At 75.2% G+C, this 22,232-nt stretch carries 14 protein-coding genes; 11 read left to right on the top strand and 3 right to left on the bottom strand.

Translation table 11 applies throughout. The features are described 5' to 3' along the window. Positions 1–2: 2 nt before the first annotated feature. A complete protein-coding gene (locus tag D7318_RS30500) occupies positions 3–416 on the top strand; it encodes a (R)-mandelonitrile lyase (protein ID WP_120700485.1) in 414 nt (137 codons plus the stop codon). 33 nt (positions 417–449) lie between these two features. Here the strand turns inward: D7318_RS30500 and D7318_RS30495 are convergent, their stop codons facing one another. Next, a complete protein-coding gene (locus D7318_RS30495; protein ID WP_183091672.1) occupies positions 450–1,250 on the bottom strand; it encodes a helix-turn-helix domain-containing protein in 801 nt (266 codons plus the stop codon). 128 nt (positions 1,251–1,378) lie between these two features. On the opposite strand from D7318_RS30495, the gene D7318_RS30490 reads away from it, so the two are divergent. From D7318_RS30490 to D7318_RS34380, 3 genes are read left to right on the top strand one after another with little or no spacing between them, the layout of a single operon-like run. Beyond that, the gene (locus D7318_RS30490) at positions 1,379–1,675 is read left to right on the top strand and encodes an Atu4866 domain-containing protein (protein WP_120700484.1); all 297 of its coding nucleotides are present in this window, start codon (positions 1,379–1,381) and stop codon (positions 1,673–1,675) included. A gap of 20 nt (positions 1,676–1,695) precedes the next feature. Beyond that, positions 1,696–3,063 (top strand): amidohydrolase family protein, encoded by a 1,368-nt coding sequence (locus tag D7318_RS30485; protein WP_329604657.1) that lies wholly within the window; start codon positions 1,696–1,698, stop codon positions 3,061–3,063. A 28-nt stretch (positions 3,064–3,091) separates the two neighbouring features. Then, the gene (locus tag D7318_RS34380) at positions 3,092–3,829 is read left to right on the top strand and encodes an Atu4866 domain-containing protein (protein ID WP_120700483.1); all 738 of its coding nucleotides are present in this window, start codon (positions 3,092–3,094) and stop codon (positions 3,827–3,829) included. Between the two features lie 32 nt (positions 3,830–3,861). On the opposite strand, the gene D7318_RS30475 is transcribed toward D7318_RS34380, so the two are convergent. Next, positions 3,862–4,275: a TlpA family protein disulfide reductase gene (locus D7318_RS30475; protein WP_120700498.1), complete on the bottom strand. Its 414-nt coding sequence runs from the start codon at positions 4,273–4,275 to the stop codon at positions 3,862–3,864. Between the two features lie 82 nt (positions 4,276–4,357). Between D7318_RS30475 and D7318_RS30470 the strand changes: the two genes are divergently transcribed. From D7318_RS30470 to D7318_RS30440, 7 genes are all read left to right on the top strand, one after another. After that, entirely contained in the window at positions 4,358–4,774 is a 417-nt protein-coding gene (locus D7318_RS30470; protein WP_120700482.1) for a DUF4395 domain-containing protein, read from the top strand. A 321-nt stretch (positions 4,775–5,095) separates the two neighbouring features. Next, the gene (locus D7318_RS30465; RefSeq protein WP_120700481.1) at positions 5,096–12,271 is read left to right on the top strand and encodes a type I polyketide synthase; all 7,176 of its coding nucleotides are present in this window, start codon (positions 5,096–5,098) and stop codon (positions 12,269–12,271) included. Between the two features lie 5 nt (positions 12,272–12,276). Beyond that, positions 12,277–16,854 carry a type I polyketide synthase gene (locus D7318_RS30460; protein ID WP_120700497.1) on the top strand — a complete coding sequence of 1,526 codons (4,578 nt, stop codon included), beginning with the start codon at positions 12,277–12,279 and terminating at the stop codon, positions 16,852–16,854. Next, positions 16,851–17,180 (top strand): acyl carrier protein, encoded by a 330-nt coding sequence (locus D7318_RS30455; protein ID WP_120700480.1) that lies wholly within the window; start codon positions 16,851–16,853, stop codon positions 17,178–17,180. The genes D7318_RS30460 and D7318_RS30455 overlap by 4 nt, the downstream gene beginning before the upstream one ends. A gap of 5 nt (positions 17,181–17,185) precedes the next feature. Then, a complete protein-coding gene (locus D7318_RS30450; protein ID WP_120700479.1) occupies positions 17,186–17,995 on the top strand; it encodes an alpha/beta fold hydrolase in 810 nt (269 codons plus the stop codon). After that, on the top strand, positions 17,992–19,179 hold the full coding sequence (locus tag D7318_RS30445) for a glycosyltransferase (RefSeq protein ID WP_120700478.1): 1,188 nt from the start codon (positions 17,992–17,994) through the stop codon (positions 19,177–19,179). Before D7318_RS30450 ends, D7318_RS30445 begins: the two co-directional genes overlap by 4 nt. Positions 19,180–19,252: 73 nt before the next feature. Continuing rightward, positions 19,253–21,136, top strand: a complete 1,884-nt coding sequence (locus tag D7318_RS30440; protein ID WP_120700477.1) for an ABC transporter ATP-binding protein — start codon at positions 19,253–19,255, stop codon at positions 21,134–21,136. Between the two features lie 70 nt (positions 21,137–21,206). On the opposite strand, the gene D7318_RS30435 is transcribed toward D7318_RS30440, so the two are convergent. Beyond that, positions 21,207–22,007: an SGNH/GDSL hydrolase family protein gene (locus D7318_RS30435; RefSeq protein WP_230424255.1), complete on the bottom strand. Its 801-nt coding sequence runs from the start codon at positions 22,005–22,007 to the stop codon at positions 21,207–21,209. Between the last annotated feature and the right edge of the window lie 225 nt (positions 22,008–22,232).

Raw genomic sequence — 22,232 nt, 5'->3', positions numbered from 1 at the left:
CGATGGAGTTCGTCGAGCGCCCGCCCACCAGCAAGGCACCGGCCGACCGGTTCACCGGGGACGTGTGGTGGGACGTCATCGTCGCGGGCCTCGAACCCTCACGGATGCGGGCCAACCTGGTGCGCTTCTCACCCGGCGCCCGTACCCACTGGCACTCCCACGCGGTGGGCCAGACCCTCCACGTGGTCTCGGGGATCGCGCTGATCGGCGTCCGCGACGGCACCGTCTTCGAGGCCCACCCCGGCGAGACCGTGAGCTGCCCGCCCGACGAGGACCACTGGCACGGCGCCGCCCCCGACCGCTTCATGGAACACATCGCCCTGTGGGAAGGCACCGGCGACGACGCCCCCGAGACCGTCTGGGCCGAGCCCGTGGCCGACCAGCAGTACAACGGCCCCCGCGTCAGCAGCCGTTGACCGCCGATGGCCCCTGAGTGACGCGCTCGCCGGTCAGCGCGTCCGGCGCAGCGCGAGCAGGCGGCGTTCGCTCTCGCTGCCCGGCTCGGCCTGGTAGGCGACCAGCTCGTGGCCCGGCGAGCCGCCGATCGCGAACGTCTGGAAGTCGAGCGCCAGCTCGCCCACCTCGTCATGGACGAGGACCTTGCGCTCGCGCGTCTTGGGCTCCACGTCGTAACGGGCCCAGAGCGCGGCGAAGCGCGCGTCCTCGCCCAGCGTGGCCAGCAGCTCGGCCAGCCTGGCCCGGTCCCCGAGGTGCCGCGTCGCCCGCAGCGCGGCGACACAGGACGCCGCCGCGCGGTCCCAGTCGGCGTGGAACGCCTTGCCCGCCTCGTCGAGAAAGGTCATCTCGGCGAGGTTCCTGGTGTGTGCGAAGGCCGAGAACAGCGCCCGCGCCAGGGAGTTGAGGGCCACGATGTCGAGCAGCGGATCCAGGACGAACGCCGGGGTGCGCGGCCATGAGTCGAGCATGCGCGGCAGCACGTCCCCGAGGCCGCGCTCGGGCGCGGGCCGCTCCTTCGGCACCACCCCGCACAGGAGGTGCAGGTGCGCGCTCTCGTCGGGGGTGAGGGACAGCGCCCTGGCGAGACCGGAGATCACGGCGGGCGACGGGTGCCGTTCCCTGCCCTGCTCCAGGCGCGTGTAGTAGTCGACGCTGATCCCCGACATCTGGGCCACCTCGTCGCGCCGCAGCCCGGGAACGCGGCGGGCGCCCCTGGTGGGCAACGGGAACGCCTCGGGCGGCAGCGCTGCCCGCTTCGCGACGAGGAACTCCGCCAGCGCGTGGTCGGCCATGTGTCCAGGTTACGTGCGGCGGCCCGCGGCCGAGCCTGGCAGCGCCACACCCAGGAAGATCCCGGACTCCCTCGCGGCGGGCGCGCGGCCGATGCTCGACGGCGGAAGAGGCGGAAGAGAGGAGCACCATGCACGGGATCGACCCGGACCGCCCACCGACCGACGACCACCCCTACCACGGCCTGTGGGAGACGGCCGACCGCCACGTCCGCCACCGGCTGCTGCCCGCCGGGCGGTACGACGAGGCGCGCGGCGACCGGGAGAGCGCGTACACGGGGCGCTACTGGGTGGACGGCGACCACATCACGTATCTCGACGACACCGGGTTCACCGCCGACGGTGACTTCCGCGACGGCGTCCTCCACCACGCCGGAATGGTGATGCGCCGCCGCGACGAGGGCGGCGAGGGCGGCGAGGCGCGGTGAGGGACACCCTTGACCCCCGCGTGCCGCCCACGGAGCACGGCCTGCTGCTCACGGGCGGCACGGTGGTCACGATGGACGAGCGGCGCTCCGTCGTCGCGGGGGACGTGCTGGTCGAAGGCGACACGATCGCCGCCGTGGGCCCCGGCCTGGCGGAACGGGCCGAGCTCGGTGACCGCGTCGCCCGCGCCGCCCGCGTGGATGTGCGCGGCTGCGTCGTCGCCCCGGGGTTCGTCGACACGCACCGGCACGCGTGGCAGACGCAGTTCCGCCGTTCCATCGCCGACGTGGACGACCTCGCGGGCTATCTGGAGACGACCCTCGCCGGGCTCGCGCCCCACTACGCGCCCGAGGACATGTATGTCGGCACCCGGCTCGCGGCGCTCACCGCGCTCGACGCGGGGATCACGACGATGCTCGACTTCTCGCACAACTCCCGGTCCGCCGCGCACTCCGAGCGCGCGATCGAGGCGTTGATCGACACGGGCATCCGGGGTGTCCACGCGGCGATGGGCCCGCACTTCGGGGAGTGGGACCGCCAGTGGCCCGGCGACCTCGCCCGCCTCGTCGGGCGCTACGCGGGGGCGGCCCGCGGGCTGATCGGCTTCCGGCTCGGCGCGCTCGCCACCGACGAGGTCGCGGGACCCGACCTGGCCTACGGGCCCCGTCTCGCGGCGGTCGCGGCCGACCTGGACGTGGGGGTGAGCGTCGACGCGGTGCTCGGGCCCTCGTCGTCCGAGGCCGTTCTCGGCTGGGAACGCGCGAAGCTGCTCGACGACCGGCTCACGCTGATCCACTGCACCGATCTCACGCCTGAGGCGTGGCGGGCCATGGGCGACGCCGGGGTCGGGGTCGCGCTCGCCCCGACGTCGGACGCGCAGATCGGCCTGGCGACCGCGGTGCCCGCGATCGACGAGGCGCTCGCCGTCGGCCTCAGGCCGGGCCTCAGCATCGACGTCGAAGTGGCGCTCGCCTCCGACATGTTCACGCAGATGCGGGCGCTGCACGCCATCCAGCGGATGCGGGCCGTCGCCGCCGCACACGGCGAGGGCGAGGTGGCGCCGCGCCTGTCCACGGCCGACGTGCTCGACCTCGCCACCGCGCGGGGCGCCGCGGCCATCGGGCTCGGCGACGTGACCGGGCGCGTGGTGCCAGGGCTCGCGGCCGACCTCCTGATCGTCGCGGCCGAGGACGTCAACACCATGCCGCTCAACGACCCCGTCGCCACGCTCGTCCTCGGCGCGGACGCCAGGAACATCCGCGCCGTCCTCGTGGGCGGCGCGTTCATGAAGTGGAACGGGCGGCTCGTCGGCGTCGACGTCGACGCCCTGCGCCGGGACGTCCTGCGCTCCCGCGACGCGATCAACCACCGTATGCACGCGTCCCGTTGAGGGACCCGACAGGACAGGAACGCCGACCATGACCCTCGCGGAACTCCGCGGCACAGCCACCCTGGACCGCGTCCGCGGCGCGGGCCACCGCCCGCTCCTCTTCGCACACGCGACCCTGCACACCGCCGACCCGTTGATCGGCGGCTTCCCCCGCGGCGACCTCCTCCTGGGCGGGGACGTCGTCGTGGGCGTGGGCCCCGGCATCATCACCGCGGCCGAGGACGACGACGCGGTGGTGATCGACTGCTCGGGGGCGACGATCGTTCCCGCGACCATCGACGCGGTGACCCTGGCGGGCCGCCACGCCTCACGCTCCGCCGCCCGTGGCTCGCTCGCGCCCGGGCAGCCCGCCACGTTCGCCGTCATCGCGCGCGCCGACGCGGACCTCGGGAGCGCCGCCGCCGACCTCGTGGCGCTCTCGCCCGCCGTGCTGGCCCTCGTGGTGGACGGCGCGCCGGTCCTGTGGAACGGCCGCTGGCTCACGGACGCGGGCCCGGCGTCGGTGCCGGGCCTCGACGAGGGCGCGGGCCCGGACGCGCAGGGGCGCGTGGGCCGATGGATCGACGAAACGGGCTTTCTGATCCAGGAGTTGACGGCGGAAGGGCGGTACACCGAGACCCGGGGCGGCCGTCCGCACGCCTTCGACGGCACCTACCGGATCGAGGGCGACCGCATCGACTACCTGGACGACCTGGGCTTCTGGGCGTTCGGCACGTTCGATGGCGACACGCTGCGGCACGCGGGCTATGTGATGCGACGGGCCTGAGGAACACCGCCCCTCGGTCAACCGCCCCCGGGTCAGGGGACATCGGCGAGCGCGGCGAGCAACTCCTCCTTGCGCGGCTGCCCCACGGCCCGGCGGACGACGCGGCCCGCCGGGTCGAGCAGCAGCACCGTGGGCGTGCGCACGACGTTCAACTCGCGGACGAGGTCGAGGCGTTGCTCGGCGTCCAGCTCGATGTGACCCACGCCGTCCACCGCCCCCGCCACCTCGGCGAGCACCCGGCGCGTGGCGCGGCACGGCGCGCAGTGGGCGCTCGAGAACTGCACGAACGTGGCCCGCCCGCCCAGCGCGCCGCCCAACTCGTCGGCGCCGAGCCGCCGTTCGTCCGGGGTCCGAGCCCTCTTGAGACGGCCGCGGGCGCGGCGGTCGAGCAGCCCGAACACCGTCGCGGCGGCCAGCACCGCCGCGCACACCACAAGGCCCGTCACGCTCACCCGGGCAACAGCGTTCACAAGACTGCAAAGTATTCCCCCGGGTCCGCCGCGGCCGTTCCGTTGGATGCTTGGACCCATGGAACTCGACACCAGGGGCCCGCGCTTCGGCGCCGCCGTCACCACCGTCGTGCTGGCCGCCGCGCTCGTCACCGGGAGCGCCGCGCCGCTCGCCTGGCAGGCGCTGTGCTTCGCGGCGGGCGCGCTCCTCGGGGTCGGGCGGTCGCCCTACGGCCTGCTGTTCCGTGCCGTCGTGCGCCCCAGGCTCGGGCCGCCCACGGAGCTCGAGCCGCCCGGGCCGCCGCGCTTCGCCCAGGGCGTCGGCCTCGGCTTCGCGCTGCTCGGGCTCGTCGGCCACCTCGCGGGCGCGTCGTGGCTCGCGGTGGCGGCCACCGGGTGCGCGCTCGCGGCGGCGTTCCTCAACGCGGCGTTCGGCTACTGCCTCGGCTGCCAGCTCTACCTCCTGCTGCGCCGCGCCGCACCCCTTTCCGGCTGAACTCACCGCGCATGGGCGGAGAAGCGCGTAGTGTGATCTTGCCCACAGTCAGCGCTTACTCTCCGATGCAGAGAGTTACATGGGCATGACATGGACGTCTCCACAGTGTTGTCACGCCGTGAAGGGGCGGAGAAGCCGCTGATCGACGCGGCGTGAGGGCGATTTGGCTGGTCAGCGGTGATGCGCGCAAGGCTCACACTGAGCAACGACGGCTTGTCGGCAGTGTGTTGACCGTACTCGAACCATCCACGTTTACTGCCGTCGTCTGCCCCCACACGACACCTGGAGTCGAGAGCCCCCATGCGGATGCCACAGCCAGGCATGTCCCCTCACCCCTCACCTCCCGGCCTCGTCGGTGCGCTCATCGCCGTCAACCCGCTGCACCGCCCCTCCCCACGGCTCACCGCAGCGGCGGCCCGCGCCGGCGCCCTCGGGGTGCTCGAACTGCCCGTCGGCGACCCCGGCGCGGCGGCCGAGGCGCTCGAGCTGACCGCGCGCTGGGCGGCGCGGCCGTTCGGTGTCCGCCTCCGCCCCGGCGCCGAGGTGGCGGACGCCGAGCTGCCCGCCCTCGCCGAGACGGTGCTGCTCGCCGACCCCGACGCCTCGCCCGCCGCGTTCCCCGGGCGGCGCGTGCTCGTCGAGGTCACCGAGCCCGAAGCGGCGCGCCGCGCGGTCGCCGAAGGCGCCGCCGGGCTGATCGTGCGCGGCACGGAGTGCGGTGGCCGATCGGGCGAGTTGAGCACCTTCGTGCTGCTCCAGCGGGTCATCGCCGACCCCGACGTCACCGTCCCGGTCTGGGCCTGCGGCGGCATCGGCCCGCACACCGCGGTGGCCGCCGTGGTCGGCGGCGCGGCGGGCGTCGTCCTCGACACGCAGCTCGCCCTGCTCCCCGAGGCCGAGGCGCCGCTCGAGGTCGCCGAGACCCTGGCGGGGCTCGACGGCTCCGAGACGGTGCGCCACCACGGGCTGCGGGTGCTGCGCCGCCGCGGTCCAGGGGCGCCCGAACTCCCCGTCGACCGCGCCTCGTTCGAAGCCATGGTCGGCCCGGATCTACGCGCGCAGCTCCTCCCGGTGGGGCAGGACGCGTTCCTCGCCGCCGCGTTCGCCCGGCGCTGGTCGAGCGTCGCCGAGGTGGTCCGCGGCCTCGACGCCGCGCTGCGGGAGGCCGTCGCCGACGACGCGGCCGCCGCGCCCCTCGACCCCGGCTCGCCCATGGCCCGCGTCCTGGGCACCCGACTCGCCGTCGCCCAGGGCCCGATGACCCGGGTCAGCGACCAGCCCGCGTTCGCCGCCGAGGTCGCGGGCGCCGGGGGGCTGCCGTTCCTCGCCCTGGCCCTCTCCGACGCCGAGCGGACCGCGGCCCTCCTCGAGGCCACCAGGGACGCGCTCGGCGACGCGCCGTGGGGCGTGGGGATCCTGGGGTTCGCCGACGAGGACATCCGCAACGCCCAGCTCGACGTCGTGCGCCGGATCCGCCCCACCCACGCCATCGTCGCGGGCGGCCGCCCCGCCCAGGCCGCCGCCCTCGAGGCCGAGGGCATCGCGACGTTCCTGCACGTGCCGTCGCCCGGGCTGCTGCGGCAGTTCCTGGACGCCGGGGCGCGGAAGTTCATCTTCGAGGGCGCCGAGTGCGGCGGCCACGTCGGGCCGCGCAACAGCTTCCCGCTGTGGGAGGCCCAGACCGCCGTCCTGCTCGACTTCATCGCCGAGAACGCCGCCGCGGCCCCCGATGTCGCCGTGCTCTTCGCGGGCGGCGTGCACGACGAGCGCTCGGCCGCGATGACCGCGGCGCTCGCCGCCCCGTTGACCCGGGCGGGCTGCTCGACCGGCGTCCTCATGGGCACCGCCTACCTGTTCACCGAGGAGGCCGTCCGCGCGGGCGCCATCACGCCGGGGTTCCAGCGGCGGATCGCCGAGGCCGAGGAGACCGACCTCCTCGAGACCGCCCCAGGGCATGCCACCCGCTGCGCGCGCAGCCCGTTCAGCGACGACTTCGCCGCGCTCAAGGAGCGGCTGCGCGCCGATGGCGTGCCCGACCGCGAGGCGTGGGAGCGGCTCGAACGCTTCAACGTCGGTCGGCTGCGGCTGGCCAGCAAGGGCATCGAACGCGTCGGCGACGAGCTGCGCGCGGTGGACGAGCGACGCCAGGCCGCCGAGGGCATGTTCATGGCCGGCGAGGTCGTCGTGCTGCGCTCCGACGTGACGACCCTGGGCGCGCTGCACGCCTCCGTCGCCGAAGGCGCCGCCGCCCTGCTGCGCGACCGCGCCGCCGAGCTGCGCGACGCGCTCGGCCTCGGCGCGCCGGAGCACGAGCCCGCGCCCGAGCCGCTGCGGATCGCCGTCGTCGGCATGGCCTGCATGTTCCCAGGGGCCCCCGACCTGGCGGCGTTCTGGTCCAACGTGGTGGCGGGCAAGGACTGCGTCACCGAGGTGCCCACCGAGCGCTGGGACCCCGCGCTCTACTACGCGCCCGACGGCGACGGCGAGCGCACCCCGTCCCGCTGGGGCGGCTTCCTGCCGCGGATACCGTTCGACCCGCTGGCCTACGGCATACCGCCCGCCTCCCTCGGCAGCATCGAGCCGGTGCAGCTCCTCGCCCTCGAGGCAGCCCACCGCGCCCTGGCCGACGCCGGATACGCCGGGCCAGGGACCGACCACCGCCGCACCTCCGTGATCTTCGGCGCCGAGGCGGGCAGCGACCTGTCCAACGCCAGCGTGCTGCGCACCGTGCTGCCCGCCTACGTCGGCGAGCTGCCCGAGGCCCTGGAGACGCAGCTGCCCAGGCTCACCGAGGACTCCTTCCCCGGCATGCTGGCCAACGTCATCGCGGGCCGCGTCGCCAACCGCCTCAACCTCGGCGGCGCCAACTACACCGTGGACGCCGCCTGCGCCTCGTCCCTGACCGCGGTCGACGCGGCCTGCAAGGAGCTGACGAGCGGCACGAGCGACCTGGTCCTGTGCGGCGGCGCCGACCTGCACAACGGCATCAACGACTACCTGCTGTTCTCCTCCGTCCACGCCCTCTCGCCCTCGGGCCGCTCCGCCACGTTCGACGAGAGCGCCGACGGCATCGCGCTGGGCGAGGGCGTCGCGTGCGTCGCGCTCAAGCGGCTGGCCGACGCCGAGCGGGACGGCGACCGGATCTACGCCGTGATCGACGGCGTCGGCAGCGCGAGCGACGGGCGCGCCCTCGGCCTGACCGCGCCCCGCCCCGAGGGCCAGCGCGCCGCCCTCACCCGCGCCTACCGCAACGCCGGGATCTCGCCCGCCGACGTGGGCCTTGTCGAGGCGCACGGCACCGGCACGGTCGTCGGCGACCGCACCGAACTCGCCACCATCACCGAGGTGTTCGACGAGGCGGGCGCCGCGCCGGGGTCGTGCGCGATCGGCTCGGTCAAGTCGCAGATCGGGCACACCAAGTGCGCCGCCGGCCTCGCCGGGCTCATCAAGGCGGTCCTCGCGGTCCACCACGGCGTCAAGCCGCCCACGCTGCACCTCTCCAGGCCGAACAAGGCGTGGGACCCCGAGCGCAGCCCGTTCGCGTTCCACACCGCCGCCCGGCCCTGGGCCGCGCCCGCCGAGCAACGCGTCGCGGGGGTCAGCGCCTTCGGATTCGGCGGCACCAACTTTCACGTCGTGCTACGCGCGTACACCAGCGCACCATCCGCACAGGCCCTCCAGGAGTGGCCCGCCGAGCTGTTCACCTTCAGGGGCAGGGACGCCGCGGCGGCCCGGCGCGCGGCCGGGGCCCTGCTCGGCCTCGTGGAACGCGGGGGCGATCACCCGCTTCGGGACTACGCGCGTCACGTGGCGCGCCACTCCGACCTCGCCGCCCTGCGCGGGGAGCCGGTGCGCATCGCGCTCGTCGCCACGTCGACGGCCGACCTGCCGGGGCTGCTGCGCCGCGCCGCCGATGGTGAACACGCCCCGAAGGAAGGACTCTTCGCCGCCGACGGCGACCCGGTCAACGCCGAAGTCGCCGATGGCGCGCTGGCGTTCCTCTTCCCCGGGCAGGGCAGCCAGCGCCCCGGCATGCTCGCCGAGCTGCTCGTGGCCTTCCCCGAGGTCCAACGCCATCTCCAGCTCGGCGCCAGGTGGGCCGACGCCCTCTACCCGCCCGCCGCGTTCGACCCGGGCGCCGGGGCCGAGCAGGCGGCCCGGCTCACGGACACCGCCGTCGCCCAACCCGCATTGGGCATCGTTGAGTTGGCCGCCGCCGAGCTGCTCGCCTCCGTCGGGATCCGGCCCGACATGACGGCGGGCCACAGCTATGGCGAGCTGGTCGCCCTCGGCGTCGCCGGGGCGCTGTCCCCTGGCGCGGTGCTGGCCGCGAGCGCCGCCCGCGGCGCCGCCATCGTGGACCAGGTGCGCGAGGGCGACCCGGGCGCGATGGCCGCGATCAACGACACGCCCGAGCGGATCGATGAGGTGCTGCGGGCCGCCGGTCTTGACGGCGACGTGGTCACCGCCAACCACAACGGCCCACGCCAGACGGTCATCTCGGGCCCCACCGAACGCGTCGCCGCGGCCGTCGAGCGGCTGAAGGAGGCCGGGTGCTCCGCCAAGCCCCTCCAGGTCGCCTGCGCGTTCCACAGCCCCGTGGTCGCGGGCGCGGGTGAGGCGTTCGCGGCCGATCTCGCCACGCTGCCCGTGCGGGCGCCCGCGGTCCAGGTGTGGGCCAACCGCACCGCCGAGCCCTACCCGGCCGACGCGGACGCCGTGCGCCGCGGGCTGGCCGACGGCATCGCGGCCCCCGTCAGGTTCACCGAGCAGATCGAGGCCATGTACGCGGCGGGCGCCCGGGTGTTCGCCGAGGTCGGGCCTGGAAGGACGCTCAGCGGGCTCGTCAAGAAGGTGCTCGGCGACCGCCCGCACCGCACCGTCGCGCTCGGCGCGGGCCGGGACGCGGGCCTGCCCGCCTTCCTCACCGCGCTCGCCCAACTCGCCGTCGCCGGAGTGGACATGCGGGCCGGGGCGCTCTTCCGCGGCCGCCCCACGGGCGACCCCGAGGCCGCCCCCGCGCGCCGCCCCGGCTGGACCGTGGACGGCCACCTCGTGCGCCGCGCGGACGGCACCCTCCAGCCAGGAGCCCTGAGTCCCCCTCGTCTCGTCAGGGAGTTGATCGTGTCCCAGCAGTCCCCCCACAACGGCGCGGGTGCCTCGGGCCCCGACGCCCTGATCGCCGAATTCCTGCGCAGCAGCAGGGACATGGTGACCGCGCAGCGCGACGTGCTGCTGCGCTACCTGGGCGCCACCGATGTCGCGCTCTCCGCGCCCGTGGCCCCGGTGGCCCATGTCGCCGCCGCGCCCGCGCTGTCCGCGGCACCCGTCGCCGTGACCGCCGCCCCCGCGCCCGCGCCCGCCCTGGCTCCCGCGCCCGCCCCGGCGCCGCCCACCGACGTCTCCGTGCTCGATGTGGTGCGTGGGGTGTTGGCGGAGCGGACGGGCTATCCGGTGGAGATGATCGAGCCGGATCTGGATCTCGAGGCCGATCTGAGTGTGGATTCGATCAAGCGGGCGGAGATTGCTGGGGAGTTGGCGCGGCGTTTGGGTTTGTCGGTGGATGCGGGTGCGGATGTGGAGGAGTTGAGTGCGGCGCGTACCGCCGCGAGCATCGCCGAGCTGGTCGCCGGGCGCCTGGGCGGAACGGCCACCACCGCCGCGCCCGCCGCTTCGCCTTCGTCGTCGCCTTCGCCGTCGAGCGACGTTCCCGTCCTTGATGTGGTGCGTGGGGTGTTGGCGGAGCGGACGGGCTATCCGGTGGAGATGATCGAGCCGGATCTGGATCTTGAGGCCGACTTGAGTGTGGATTCGATCAAGCGGGCGGAGATTGCTGGGGAGTTGGCGCGGCGTTTGGGTTTGTCGGTGGATGCGGGTGCGGATGTGGAGGAGTTGAGCGCCGCGCGTACCGCCGCGAACATCGCCGAGCTGGTGACCGCGCGCCTCGGCGGAACGCCCACCGCCGCCGCGCCCACGCCGCCCGCCCCCGCCCCCGCCGCCGGAGCCGCAGAGCCCGCGCCCGAGGCCCTGGTCGTGCCCCCGCAGCGGCTCGTCTTCGCCGACGAGGAGCTGACCGAGGCCCCCGCGCCGCTCGCCACGGGCACCGCCGTGCTGCTCATCGGCGAAGGACCCCTCGCCGACACCGTGTCCGAACGCCTCACCGGCGCGGGCGCCACCGTCGCCGCCGCCCCCATCGACCGCCTGCCCGAGCGGCCCGCCGACACCGTGATCTGGCTGGCCACCGGGGCCACCGAGGCGGCCGACGACGCCGACGCCCAGGGCGAACGCGCCCCGCTGCCCGACGCGTTCCCCGCCCTGAAGGACCTGCTCGCCGCCGCGCCCACCCGGCTGCTCGCCGTCGAGCGCCGCACCGCGGGCGCCGCCACCGGGCTGCGCGGCTTCTTCCGCAGCGTCGCCCGCGAGTACCCCGACGCGCGCGCGGGCGTGCTCGAGGTCCCCGCAGAGGCCACGCCCGACGCGGTCGCCGCGGCGGTCCTCACCGAGCTCGGCACACCGGGCGACGAGCCCGTCGTGCTGACCGACGGCGCGACCCGCCGCGCCCCGCGCCTGGTCCGCAGCGACCTGGGCCCGCTGGCCGCCACCGGCGCGGGCCCCGCGGGGGACGGCGCCGCCGAGGCGGCCGCCGCGGGGCTCGACCGCGACGCGGTGCTGCTGCTGGTCGGCGGCGCCCGCGGCATCACCGCCAGGTTCGCCGCCACCGTGGCCTCGGCCGCCCGCTGCCGCATCGAGCTGGTCGGCCGCACCCCCGAGCCCGAGGCCGACGAGGAGCCCGCCATCGCCGCGGCCACCACGCGGGCCGCGCTGCGCTCCGCGTTCCTCGCCGCCGGGCTGACCTCGCCCGCCACGATCGAGCGCTCGGCCTCGGCCGTGCTCGCGGGGCGCGAGGTGCGCGGCACCCTGGAGCGCCTCAACGCCCTTGGCGCCACGGCCCGTTACCACTCCGTCGACGTGCTGGACGCCGAGGCGGTCCGCGCCGCGGTCAAGGACGTCCACGCCCGGCACGGCCGCCTCGACGGCGTCGTCTACGCGGCCGGGGTGATCGAGGACAAGCTGATCGCCGAGAAGGCGCCCGAGTCGTTCCGCCGGGTCTTCGCCACCAAGGCCGAGGGCGCCAGGGTGCTGCTCGACGCCGTGGACGAGCTGCCCGAAGGGCCGCGGTTCGCCGTGCTGTTCGGCAGCATCGCGGGCGCGCTCGGCAACCGCGGCCAGTCCGACTACGCCGCCGCGAACGACGCCCTCGAGGAGCTGGGCCGCCGCTGGTCGACCCCGGAGCGCCGTGGACTGACCGTGCACTGGGGCCCCTGGGCCGCGGCCGAGACCAACGGCGGCATGGTGACACCCGAGCTGATGCGCTCCTACGCCGCCCGCGGGATCAAGCTGATCGACCCGGAGGAGGGCCCGTTGAGCCTGCTGCGGGAGCTGGCCTGGGGAGCGCACGACGCGCACGCCGTCGTCCTCGCCGCCTCGGGGTGGTGACCGCGATGACCACGGTGACCGCGGGCTCGCCGGTCGCCATCGTCGGCATGGCCGTCTTCCTGCCGGGCGCCCGCGACCTCGACACCTACTGGCACAACATCCGCACCGGCGTCGACGCGATCAGCGACGTGCCCGCGGGGCGCTGGGACGAGGAGTTCTACGCGCCCTCGGGGCCGCCGCGCGCCGACCGGGTGTACTGCCGCCGCGGCGGATTCGTCGACGGCGACGCGGAGTTCGACCTCACACGGTTCGGCATCATGCCGACCTCGGTGCCAGGGGCCGAGCCCGACCAGCTCATCGCGCTCCAGGTGGCCCACCAGGCCATCGAGGACGCGGGGGGCGGCGGGACGCTGCCCGACGACCGGGAGCGCGTCGGCGTCGTTCTCGGCCGCGGCGGCTACCTCACCCCAGGACTGGTCCGCCTCGACCAGCGGGTCCGCACCGCCAACCAGGTGGTGCGCACCCTGCGCGAGCTGATGCCCGAGCTCGACGGGGAGCGGCTCGAACAGGTGCGGGCGGCGTTCGCCGACCAACTCGGGCCCGAGCGCCCCGAGAACGCCATCGGCCTGGTGCCCAACCTGGCCGCTTCCCGCCTCGCCAACCGGCTCGACCTGCGCGGCCCCGCCTACACCGTGGACGCGGCGTGCGCGTCCTCGCTCGTGGCCGTGGACCACGCGGTGCGCGAACTCGCCGCCGGGCGCTGCGACATGATGCTGGCGGGCGGCGTGCACCACTGCCACGACATCACGCTGTGGAGCGTCTTCAACCAGCTCGGCGCGCTCTCCCCGACCCAGCGCATCAGGCCGCTGCACCGCGACGCGGACGGCGTGCTGATCGGCGAGGGCACGGGCGTCGCGGTGCTCAAGCGGCTCGCGGACGCCGAGCGGGACGGTGACCGCGTCTACGCCGTGGTCACCGGCACCGGGGTGGCGAGCGACGGGCGCTCCGCCAGCCTGTTCAACCCCGACCCCGGCGGGCAGGTGCGCGCCGTGCGGCAGGCGTGGCAGGCCGCTGGCCTCGACCCGCGCGCCGAGGACGCCATCGGCCTGATCGAGGCCCACGGCACCGCGACCCCCGCCGGTGACCGGGCCGAACTCACCACCCTGGCCGAGGTGTTCGGGCCCCGCGCCGGGGAGCCCGCCGCCATCGGCTCGGTGAAGTCGATGATCGGCCACACCATGCCCGCGGCCGGGATCGCCGGGCTTGTCAAGGCGGCCCTCGCGCTCCACCACGAGGTGCTGCCGCCGACCCTGCACTGCGACGACCCGCATCCGGCGCTCGCCGACACGCGGTTCGCGCCCCTGGCCGAGGCCAGGCCATGGGCCGCCCCCGAGACCGGCGCCCCCCGCAGGGCGGGCGTCAACGCGTTCGGCTTCGGCGGCATCAACGCCCATGTGGTGCTCGAACGGCCCGCCTCCGCACCGTCGTTCACCGCGGCCCTCCCGGTGAACGGCGCGCACCCCGCCGCGTCAGGCACCGCGAAGGTCACCGTTTCCGAGCCCGAGCGCGTCCTGCGGCTCGCCGCCCGCACCCCCGAGGAGCTGGAGGCCCAACTCGCCGCCGACGACTCCGCGTTGCTCGCCGTCGGCCTCGACGAGCGGCGCCCCGACGCGCCCCCGGTCCGCCTCGGCATCGTCGACCCCACCGCCCGCCGCCTCGCGCTCGCCCGCAGGGCCGTCGCCAAGGGCGCGCCCTGGCAGGGCCGTAGCGACGTGTGGTTCAGCCCCAGGCCCCAACTCGGCGACGCGGGCGGGCTCACCGCGTTCGTCTTCCCAGGCCTCGAGGCCGAGTTCACCCCGCGCGTCGCCGAGCTGGCCGCCGCGTTCGGGCTCGACCGGTCGCTGGAGGGCGACGCCCGCGTGGGCGACGTCGGCCGCCACGGCGCCGCCGTCTTCCAGCTCGGCAGGCTGCTCGACACCGCGCTGCGCCGACTCGGCGTCCGGCCCGACGCGGTCGCCGGGCACAGCGTCGGCGAGTGGACCGCGATGGCCGCGGGCGGCATCCACAGCGCGGCCGAAGTGGACGCGTTCCTCGCGGAGTTCGACCCGGACGCGCTGCGCGTGCCCGGCGCCGCGTTCGCCGTGCTCGGCATGCCCGCCGAGCGCGTCACCGCCGAACTCGCGGGCCGCGACGACGTGGTGCTCTCCCACGACAACGCGCCCAACCAGTCGATGATCTGCGGCCCCGAGGACGCCGTCGAAGAGATCGTGCTGCGGCTGCGCGCGCGGGGCGTGATCGGGCAGATCCTGCCGTTCAGCTCGGGCTTCCACACCCCGATGCTCGCGCCCTACCTCGACCCGATCAGGAAGGCCGCCGAGCGCTACACGCTGCATGTGCCGACCACCCCCGTCTGGTCGGCCACCATCGCCGCGCCCTTCCCCACCCGCCCCGCCGAGGTGCGGGAGCTCTTCGTCCGGCACCTGCTGGAGCCGGTGCGGTTCAGGGAGTTGATCAACGCGATGCACGACGCGGGATTCCGCGCGTTCATCCAGCTGGGCGCGGGCCAGCTCGGCTCGCTCGTCGACGACACCCTCTCGGGCCGTGACCGGCTCGTGGTCTCCGCGCACGCGGGCGTCCGCGACAGCCTGGCGCAACTGCGCAGGGTGGCCACCGCGCTGTGGGCCAACGGCGCGTCGCCCGATGTGACGCCCCTGCTCACCGCGCGCGAACGCCCCGGCGCAACCACCGCGACGGCCCCCGCCCCCGTGGCCAGGCCCGTGCCCACCGTGCGACTCGACCTCGGCGGCGCCCTGGTGTCGCTGCCCGAGCGGGCCAGGTCCGCGCTGGCCTTCGCCCGCCCCGCGCCGGGGAACGGCACCGGGGCGCTCGACCAACTCGGCCGGGTGGGCGCCAGGTTCCCGGTGGCCGCCGAGCTGGCCGCGCTCCTGCACGAGACGGCGACCACCGCCGTCGACCTCATCAACGCCCCGAGCGCGCCCCGCGCGGCGACCGCCGTCACGGGCGCGACGGCCGTCCCCGCCGTGCCCGTGCCGCCCGGCGTCCCCCTGCCGCCCCCCGCGCCCGCCAGGGCGCCCGAGCCCGCGCCGCCCGCCGTGCCGCCCAGCCTGCGGATCGACGTGGCGACCATGCCCTACCTGCTCGACCACTGCTTCTTCCGGCAGCGCCCCGACTGGCCCGACGACGCCGACCGCTGGCCCGTGGTGCCCGCCACCACCGTGCTCACCCACCTCATGGACCTGGCCGAACGCGCCACCCCTGGGCGTCGCGCGGTGGCGGTGCACGAGGTCAGGCTGCTGAAGTGGATCGAGGCGATCCCGGCGCACGACGTGCCGGTCACCGTCAGACACCTGGGCCCCGACCGCGTCGAGGTCTCCCTCGAAGGCGCCTCACGGGCCGAGGTCTCGCTGGCCCCCGGCTACCCCGAGGCGCCCGCGCCCTGGCCGTTCGACCCGGCGGGAGAGCGCGTTCCCGAGCTGGCCGCCCGGCAGCTCTACGACGAGCGCTGGATGTTCCACGGCCCCCGCTTCCAGGGCGTCACCGCGCTCACCGCGATCGGCGAACGCCACGTCAGGGGCGTCATCACCGCCCCCGGCGCCCCGGGGGCCCTGCTCGACAACGTCGGCCAGCTCCTCGGCTACTGGATCATGGCGAGCCGCACCGAGCGCACCACCGTCTTCCCCGTGGGCATGAGCGAGATCCGCTTCCACGGCCCCGAGCCCGCCGCAGGGGAGCGCCTGGCCTGCCACATCAGGATCACCGAGCTGACCGACGGCGCCCTCAGCGCCGACATGCAGCTCACGCACGAGGGCCGCGTATGGGCGGAGATCACCGGGTGGCGCGACCGCCGCTTCGACACCGACCCCGGAATCCGCGCCGTCGACCGCTTCCCCGACCGGCACACGCTCTCCACGCGCGACCCCGACGGCTGGGCGCTCGTCCACGAGCGCTGGCCCGACCTGGCCACGCGCGAGCTGCTGATGCGCAACGTCCTCGGCGGCGCCGAGCGCGCCGCCTACACCGCCCTGCCCCCGCTGCGCCGCCGCCAGTGGCTGCTCGGCCGGATCGCCGCCAAGGACGCCGCCCGCGACCTGCTCTGGTCCGAGGGCGAAGGGCCCATCTACCCGGCCGAGATCGTGGTCGGCAACGACGACGCGGGGCGCCCCGTGCTGCGCGGCGAACACGGCCGCGAGATCGGGGCGTTGACGGTGTCCCTCGCGCACAGCCGTGAGGCGGGCGCGGCCATCGCAAGGCGCGGCCCGTGCGGCATCGACATCGAGGAGATCACCGAACGCCCGCGATCGGCCGTCGAGGCCGCCTGCGGCCCCGAGGAACGTGCGCTGCTCGATGAGCTCTCGGCCGCGACGCCGGGCTCCGCGGCCGAGTGGTTCACCCGGTTCTGGGCCGCCAAGGAGGCCGTCGCCAAGGCCAGGGGCACCGGCCTCGGCGGCCGCCCCGACGCGTTCAGGGTGCGCGCGGCCGAGCCCGACCGCCTGCTGGTGACGGTGGGCGACCAGGCCCACGACGTCAGGGTGTCGCGGGTCACCAACCCACCGGGACTGCCCGAGCGCGCCTACGTGGTCGCGTGGACGGCGGGGGACGAGACGACAGGAGAAGAAGGATGACCACGGAGATCACCGCAGAGATCAGCCCGCCCGCGGCCGACGCCGACGCGGTACTCGCCGACCTCACCGGCATGCTGCTGACGCTGCTCGAGGAGTACGGCCTCGACGCGGCCGAGATAGGGCGGGAGACCACGTTCCACGGCGATCTTGAGCTGGAGAGCATCGACCTGGTGACGCTCTCCGGCGCCCTGCGCGAGCGCTACGGCGACCGCGTCAACTTCGCCGACTTCATCGCCGACCTGGAGCTTGACGAGATCATCGAGCTGACCATCGGCCAGCTCGTCGACCACGTGGTGGCGTCGCTGCGCGCCACCGAGCGGAGCTGATCACCATGGCCATGATCCCCACCGGGGCCATCACCACCCACGCCCAGACGCTGCCCGCGCGGACCCGCCCCGACGAGGGCGGCGAGCCGCCCGTGGTGGTCTTCGTGCACGGCCTGCTCACCGACTCGCTGGCCAGCTACTACTTCACGCTCGGCCCCGCCTTCGCGGCGGCGGGCATCGACGTGGTCATGTACGACCTGCGCGGGCACGGCCGCAGCGAACGGCCGCGCGGCGGCTACCACATCGAGGCGTTCGTCGACGACCTGGTCGGGCTGCTCGACGGGCTCGACGAGCGCCGCCCCGTCCATGTCGTCGGCAACTCCTTCGGCGGCAGCATCGCCGCGGGCCTGGCCGCGTGGCACCCCGAGCGGGTCGCCACCGTCGCCATGATCGAGGCCGAGCCGCCCGTCGCGCTGTGGACCCGGCACATGGCCGACGGGCTGTCCGACGCCAAGCGCCAGCTCGCCAGGGAGGAGGCGATCGGCTGGATCGCGGCGCACCACGGCGCCCACACCGCCCGCCTCTCGCGCGGCGCCAGCAGGATCCTCCAGACCACCACGCTCGCCGAGGACATCCCGGCGAGCCGCGTCATCGACGACGACCTGAGCGGGCTGACGTGCCCGGTGCTCGCCATCTTCGGCGACGAGTCGGGGCTCGCGGCCCAGGTGCCCGACTTCGAGGCCAAGCTGCCCCGCTGCCGCACCGTGGTGCTGCCCGAGCAGGGCCACTCGGTGCTGGTCGAGCGCACCGACGAGACCCGCGAGCTGCTGCTCGGCTGGGTGCGGGAGCACAGCCTCGCCGGGGCCGAACGGTGACCCGTTTCCTCTTCGTCGTCCCCCCGCTGGTCGGCCACATCAACCCCCTGGTGGGCGTCGTGGGCGAGCTGGCCCGCCGCGGCCACCGGGTGGCGTGGGCCGGGCACGAGGGCCAACTCGCCGCGCTGGTCGGCCAGGACGCCACCGTGTTCGACTGCGCGGTCCCGAGCGCCGAGCTGAAGCGGCCCCCGGAGCTGACGGGGCCCGCCGCGTTCCGCTTCCTGTGGGAGGAGGTGTTCCTGCCGCTCGCCGAGGTGATGGCGCCCGGCGTCGAGGCGGCGATCGGGGCGTTCGAGCCCGATGTGGTGGTCACCGACCAGCACGCCCTTGCCGGGGCGTTGGTCGCCGAGCGCCACGGCATCCCGTATGTCACCTCGGCCAGCACCTCGGCCGAGGTGGTGGACCCGCTGGCCGGGATGCCCAAGGTGGCCGCCTGGCTCTCAGGCCTGCTCGACGAGCTGCGGGCCAGGCACGGCGACCCGGACGCCACGGGCGACCCGCGGTTCTCGCCGCACGGGATCCTCGCGTTCACCGGGCCCGAACTCGTGGGCGACGCGGCCGAGCGCCACCCCGGGCTGTGCCTGGTCGGGCCCTCGATCGCGCCGCGGCCCAGCGCCTCCGACTTCCCCTACGACCGCCTCGACCCGGGCCGCCGCACCGTGCTGGTGACGCTCGGCACGGCCAACGCCGACGCCGGGGCGCGCTTTCTCGCGGTGGCCGCCGACGCGCTCGCCGGTCTTGGCGACCGGGTGTTCGGCATCGTCGTCGACCCCGGCGGCGTGCTCACCGACCCGCCGCCCGGGGTGCTCGTCCGCTCGCACGTTCCCCAACTCGAGCTGCTGGCCAGGGGCGTTGACGCGGTCGTCTGCCATGGCGGCCACAACACCGTGTGCGAGTCGCTGTGGCACGGCGTCCCGCTCGTCCTGGCCCCCATACGCGACGACCAGCCCCTTGTGGCGGGCCAGGTCGTCGCCGCGGGCGCGGGCGTGCGGGTGCGGTTCGGGCGGGTGGACGCCGCCAGGCTCACCGCCGCGATCGAGGCCGTGCTCGACCCCGATGGGGGCCACCGGGCCGCCGCCGACGCGGTCGGCCGCTCGTTCAGGGCCCTGGGCGGCGCACGGGCCGCCGCCGACCTGCTGACCGCGGTCGCCACCGCGCCGCGGCCCGTGTCCACCCCCGCCTGAGCATGGTGCGGGAGCGCCTGCCCGAGCGCCCGCCTGACCGCCCGTCACCGCCCCCGACGTCGGGAACCCCCACATGACAACGGCCTCCGAGACCCCCACGGCGACGCCCCCCGCCCCGTCCGCGCCCTTGGCCGAAGGGCCGCCCCCCGAGCCGGTGCCCGACCGGGCCGCGCCTCAACGGGCGCCGCTGCGCGTCCTGTTGGGCTACGCCCGACCGCACCGCGCCGTTCTGATCCTCACCCTGCTGCTCGCGCTCGCCGCCAGCGGCTCGGGCCTGGTGCAGCCGCTGGTCGCCCAGCGCGTCCTCGAGGCGCTCGGCGACGGCGAGAGCGCCCTCGGCCCCGTCGTGTGGCTCGCCGCGCTCGTCGTGGCGGGCGCGGCCCTCACCGGGCTCCAGTCCTGGTGGCAGCAGCGCACCGCGGAGCGCGTGGTCCGCCAGGTCCGCCGCGACCTGGTGTTCCGCCTCATCAGGCTGCGCGTGTCCGAGCTCGACCGGCGGCCCCCCGGCGACCTGATCGCCCGCGTCACCTCCGACAGCACCCTGCTCCAGAACGCCGCGACCGAGGGCCTGGTCAACGTGGCGAGCGGCGCGCTCACCATCGGCGGCGCGCTGCTCCTGATGGGCCTTGTGCACGTCGGGCTGCTCGCGGTCACCCTCGCCGTGCTGCTCTCCGTCGCCGCCGTGATGCTGCTGGTGCTGCCCCGCATCCGCCAGGCGGTCGCCCGCGCCCAGGAGTCGGTCGGCGCGGTCGGCGCCGCCCTCGACCGGGCCCTCGGCGCCGCCCGCACGGTGAAGGCCAACGGCGCCGAGGCCAGGGAGACCGCGACGGCCGACGAGGCCATCGGCGAGGCGTACCTGGCCGGGCTGCTCGGCGCCCGCTACGGCGCCTGGGTGCGGGTCCTGTCCGGGGTGTCGATCCAGGCGGCGTTCCTCGCCGTGCTCGGCGTCGGCGGCGCCCTGGTCGCCTCGGGCGACCTCGGCACCCCCGCGCTGATCGCGTTCCTGCTCTATGTCTTCTACCTGGCGAGCCCGATCGCCTCGCTGGTCGCCGGGCTCGCCCTCCTCCAGCAGGGCCTCGGCGCGGTCGGCAGGATCGAGCAGGTCAGGAACATGCCGATCGAGGAGGACGTCGACCCGGCCGAAATCGTGGACCACGCCGGGGCCGCGGCCCCTGCGGGCGCCCAAGGCGCCCAAGGCGCCCCGCCCAGCGTCGAGTTCGACGGCGTCCGGTTCTCCTACCCGGGCCGCGGCCCCGCCCTCAGCGGCGTCTCCTGGACGGTGCCAGGGGGCACGCGCACCGCGCTCGTCGGGCTCTCGGGCGGCGGCAAGAGCACGTCGTTCGCGCTGCTCCAGCGCTTCTACGAGCCCACCGCGGGGCGCATCCTGCTGGGCGGCACGGACATCGCCACGCTGGGCCGGGCCGAGGTGCGCCGCCGCATCGCCTATGTCGAGCAGGACGCCCCGGTGCTCGCGGGCACGATCGAGGACAACCTCCGCTACGCCGCCCCCGACGTCACCGCGGACGAGATCGCCGAGACGCTGCGGCTGACCCGGCTCGACACCCTCGTGGACCGGCTGCCCGAAGGGCTCGCCACCCAGGTCGGGAACCGCGGCGACGCCCTCTCGGGCGGCGAACGGCAGCGCCTCGCCATCGCCAGGGCCCTGCTGCGCCGCCCCGACGTGCTGCTGCTCGACGAGGCGACGGCCCAGCTTGACGCGCGTAACGAGCAGGCGCTGCGGGAGGCCGTCGACCAGGCGTCGCGGCGCTGCACCGTCCTGCTGATCGCCCACCGGCTGTCCACGGTGACCGACGCGGACCAGATCGTGGTGCTCGAACACGGCCGCGTCCGCGGCACCGGCGACCACCGTGAGCTGGTCGAGGCCGACGGCCTGTACCGCGAACTCGCCACCTCCCAGCTCCTCGTCGGCGATGACGCGCCGGGCGGCGCCGCATAGCGGAACGCCCGGGGGCATCCGCGTCGCGCGGATGCCCCCGGGCGCCGTGCGTGGGGGGAACGGCCCCGGATCAGCCGGTGAGCGCGGTCAGCGCGGGCAGGTACCCGTCGCGGTGGCCCGCCTGGTTCGGGTGGTACGACTCGTTGAGATCGCTCCACTCAAGGCTGGTCACCCACTCGCTGTTCCCCGAGCAGAGCGTGTGCGGGTCGAACACGGGCCTGGCGTCCAGGAATTGGAACCCGGCCTCGGCCGCGCGCTGCGACATGACGGTCGCCAGGGTGTCGGCGGCGCCGTTCAACGCCGTCCGCTCCCGGTCGCTGAGCCCGAGAATCCCGCAGTTCCCGCCGATGGTGTAGAGCCGCGGATAGCCGACCACGACCACCTGGGCGGAGGGCGCGGCCGCCCGCACCGCGGCGTAGGTCTGCGCCAACGCCGGGGAGAGGGCCGCGTGGGCCGCCTGCTCGGCGAGCGCGACGCCGTCAAGGCAGTCCTGGTCGTCGATGGTCAGGATGCAGTTGGTCAGCACGTCGACGAAGCCGACGTCGTTGCCGCCCACCTGGATGGTGACCAGCGTGGTGTCCGGGGTGATCTGCGGCACCTGGCTGGCCAGGAGCTCCGCGGTGGTGGCGCCGCTGCACGCGGCCTCGACGAAGCTCACCGACGGGTGCGCGGCGGCCCACAGGCGCGGGTACGTCAGCGGCCCACGGCGGCACTCGGCGTCGGGGTCGTCGTATGTACCGGTGCCGGGGGCGGTCGTGTACGAGTCGCCGAGGGCGACATACTTCCCTGCCGCCTGGGCCCCGGAGTCCGCGGCCTGCGCCGGCGGGGCGAGCGTGAGCGTGGCGACCAACGCCAGAAGGGCGGTGGCCACCAGCGTTCTTGGTGAACGTATCGAGCGGGTCACTTAACCTACTCCAGAAGTGGGGGAATAAGACGCCCTAGAAATATCACTTCAACCGGGCCCTGAATACCCGGAGTCGCATGAAATCTCGGTTAATGAACAGGCCGGGAAAGGGAGTTGGGAGGGCGGCCCGCGCTGCCCCGAAAAGGTGCGACCGCGCGGAGTGTATTTCCGTCGTGCCCGCGCGAGAAAACG

This window comes from Streptomyces radicis (assembly GCF_003626575.1).
GTDB classification, from domain to species: domain Bacteria; phylum Actinomycetota; class Actinomycetes; order Streptomycetales; family Streptomycetaceae; genus Streptomyces; species Streptomyces radicis.
The sequence above is the reverse complement of the archived record's forward strand: the minus strand, read 5'-3'. Positions and strand labels throughout refer to the sequence as shown.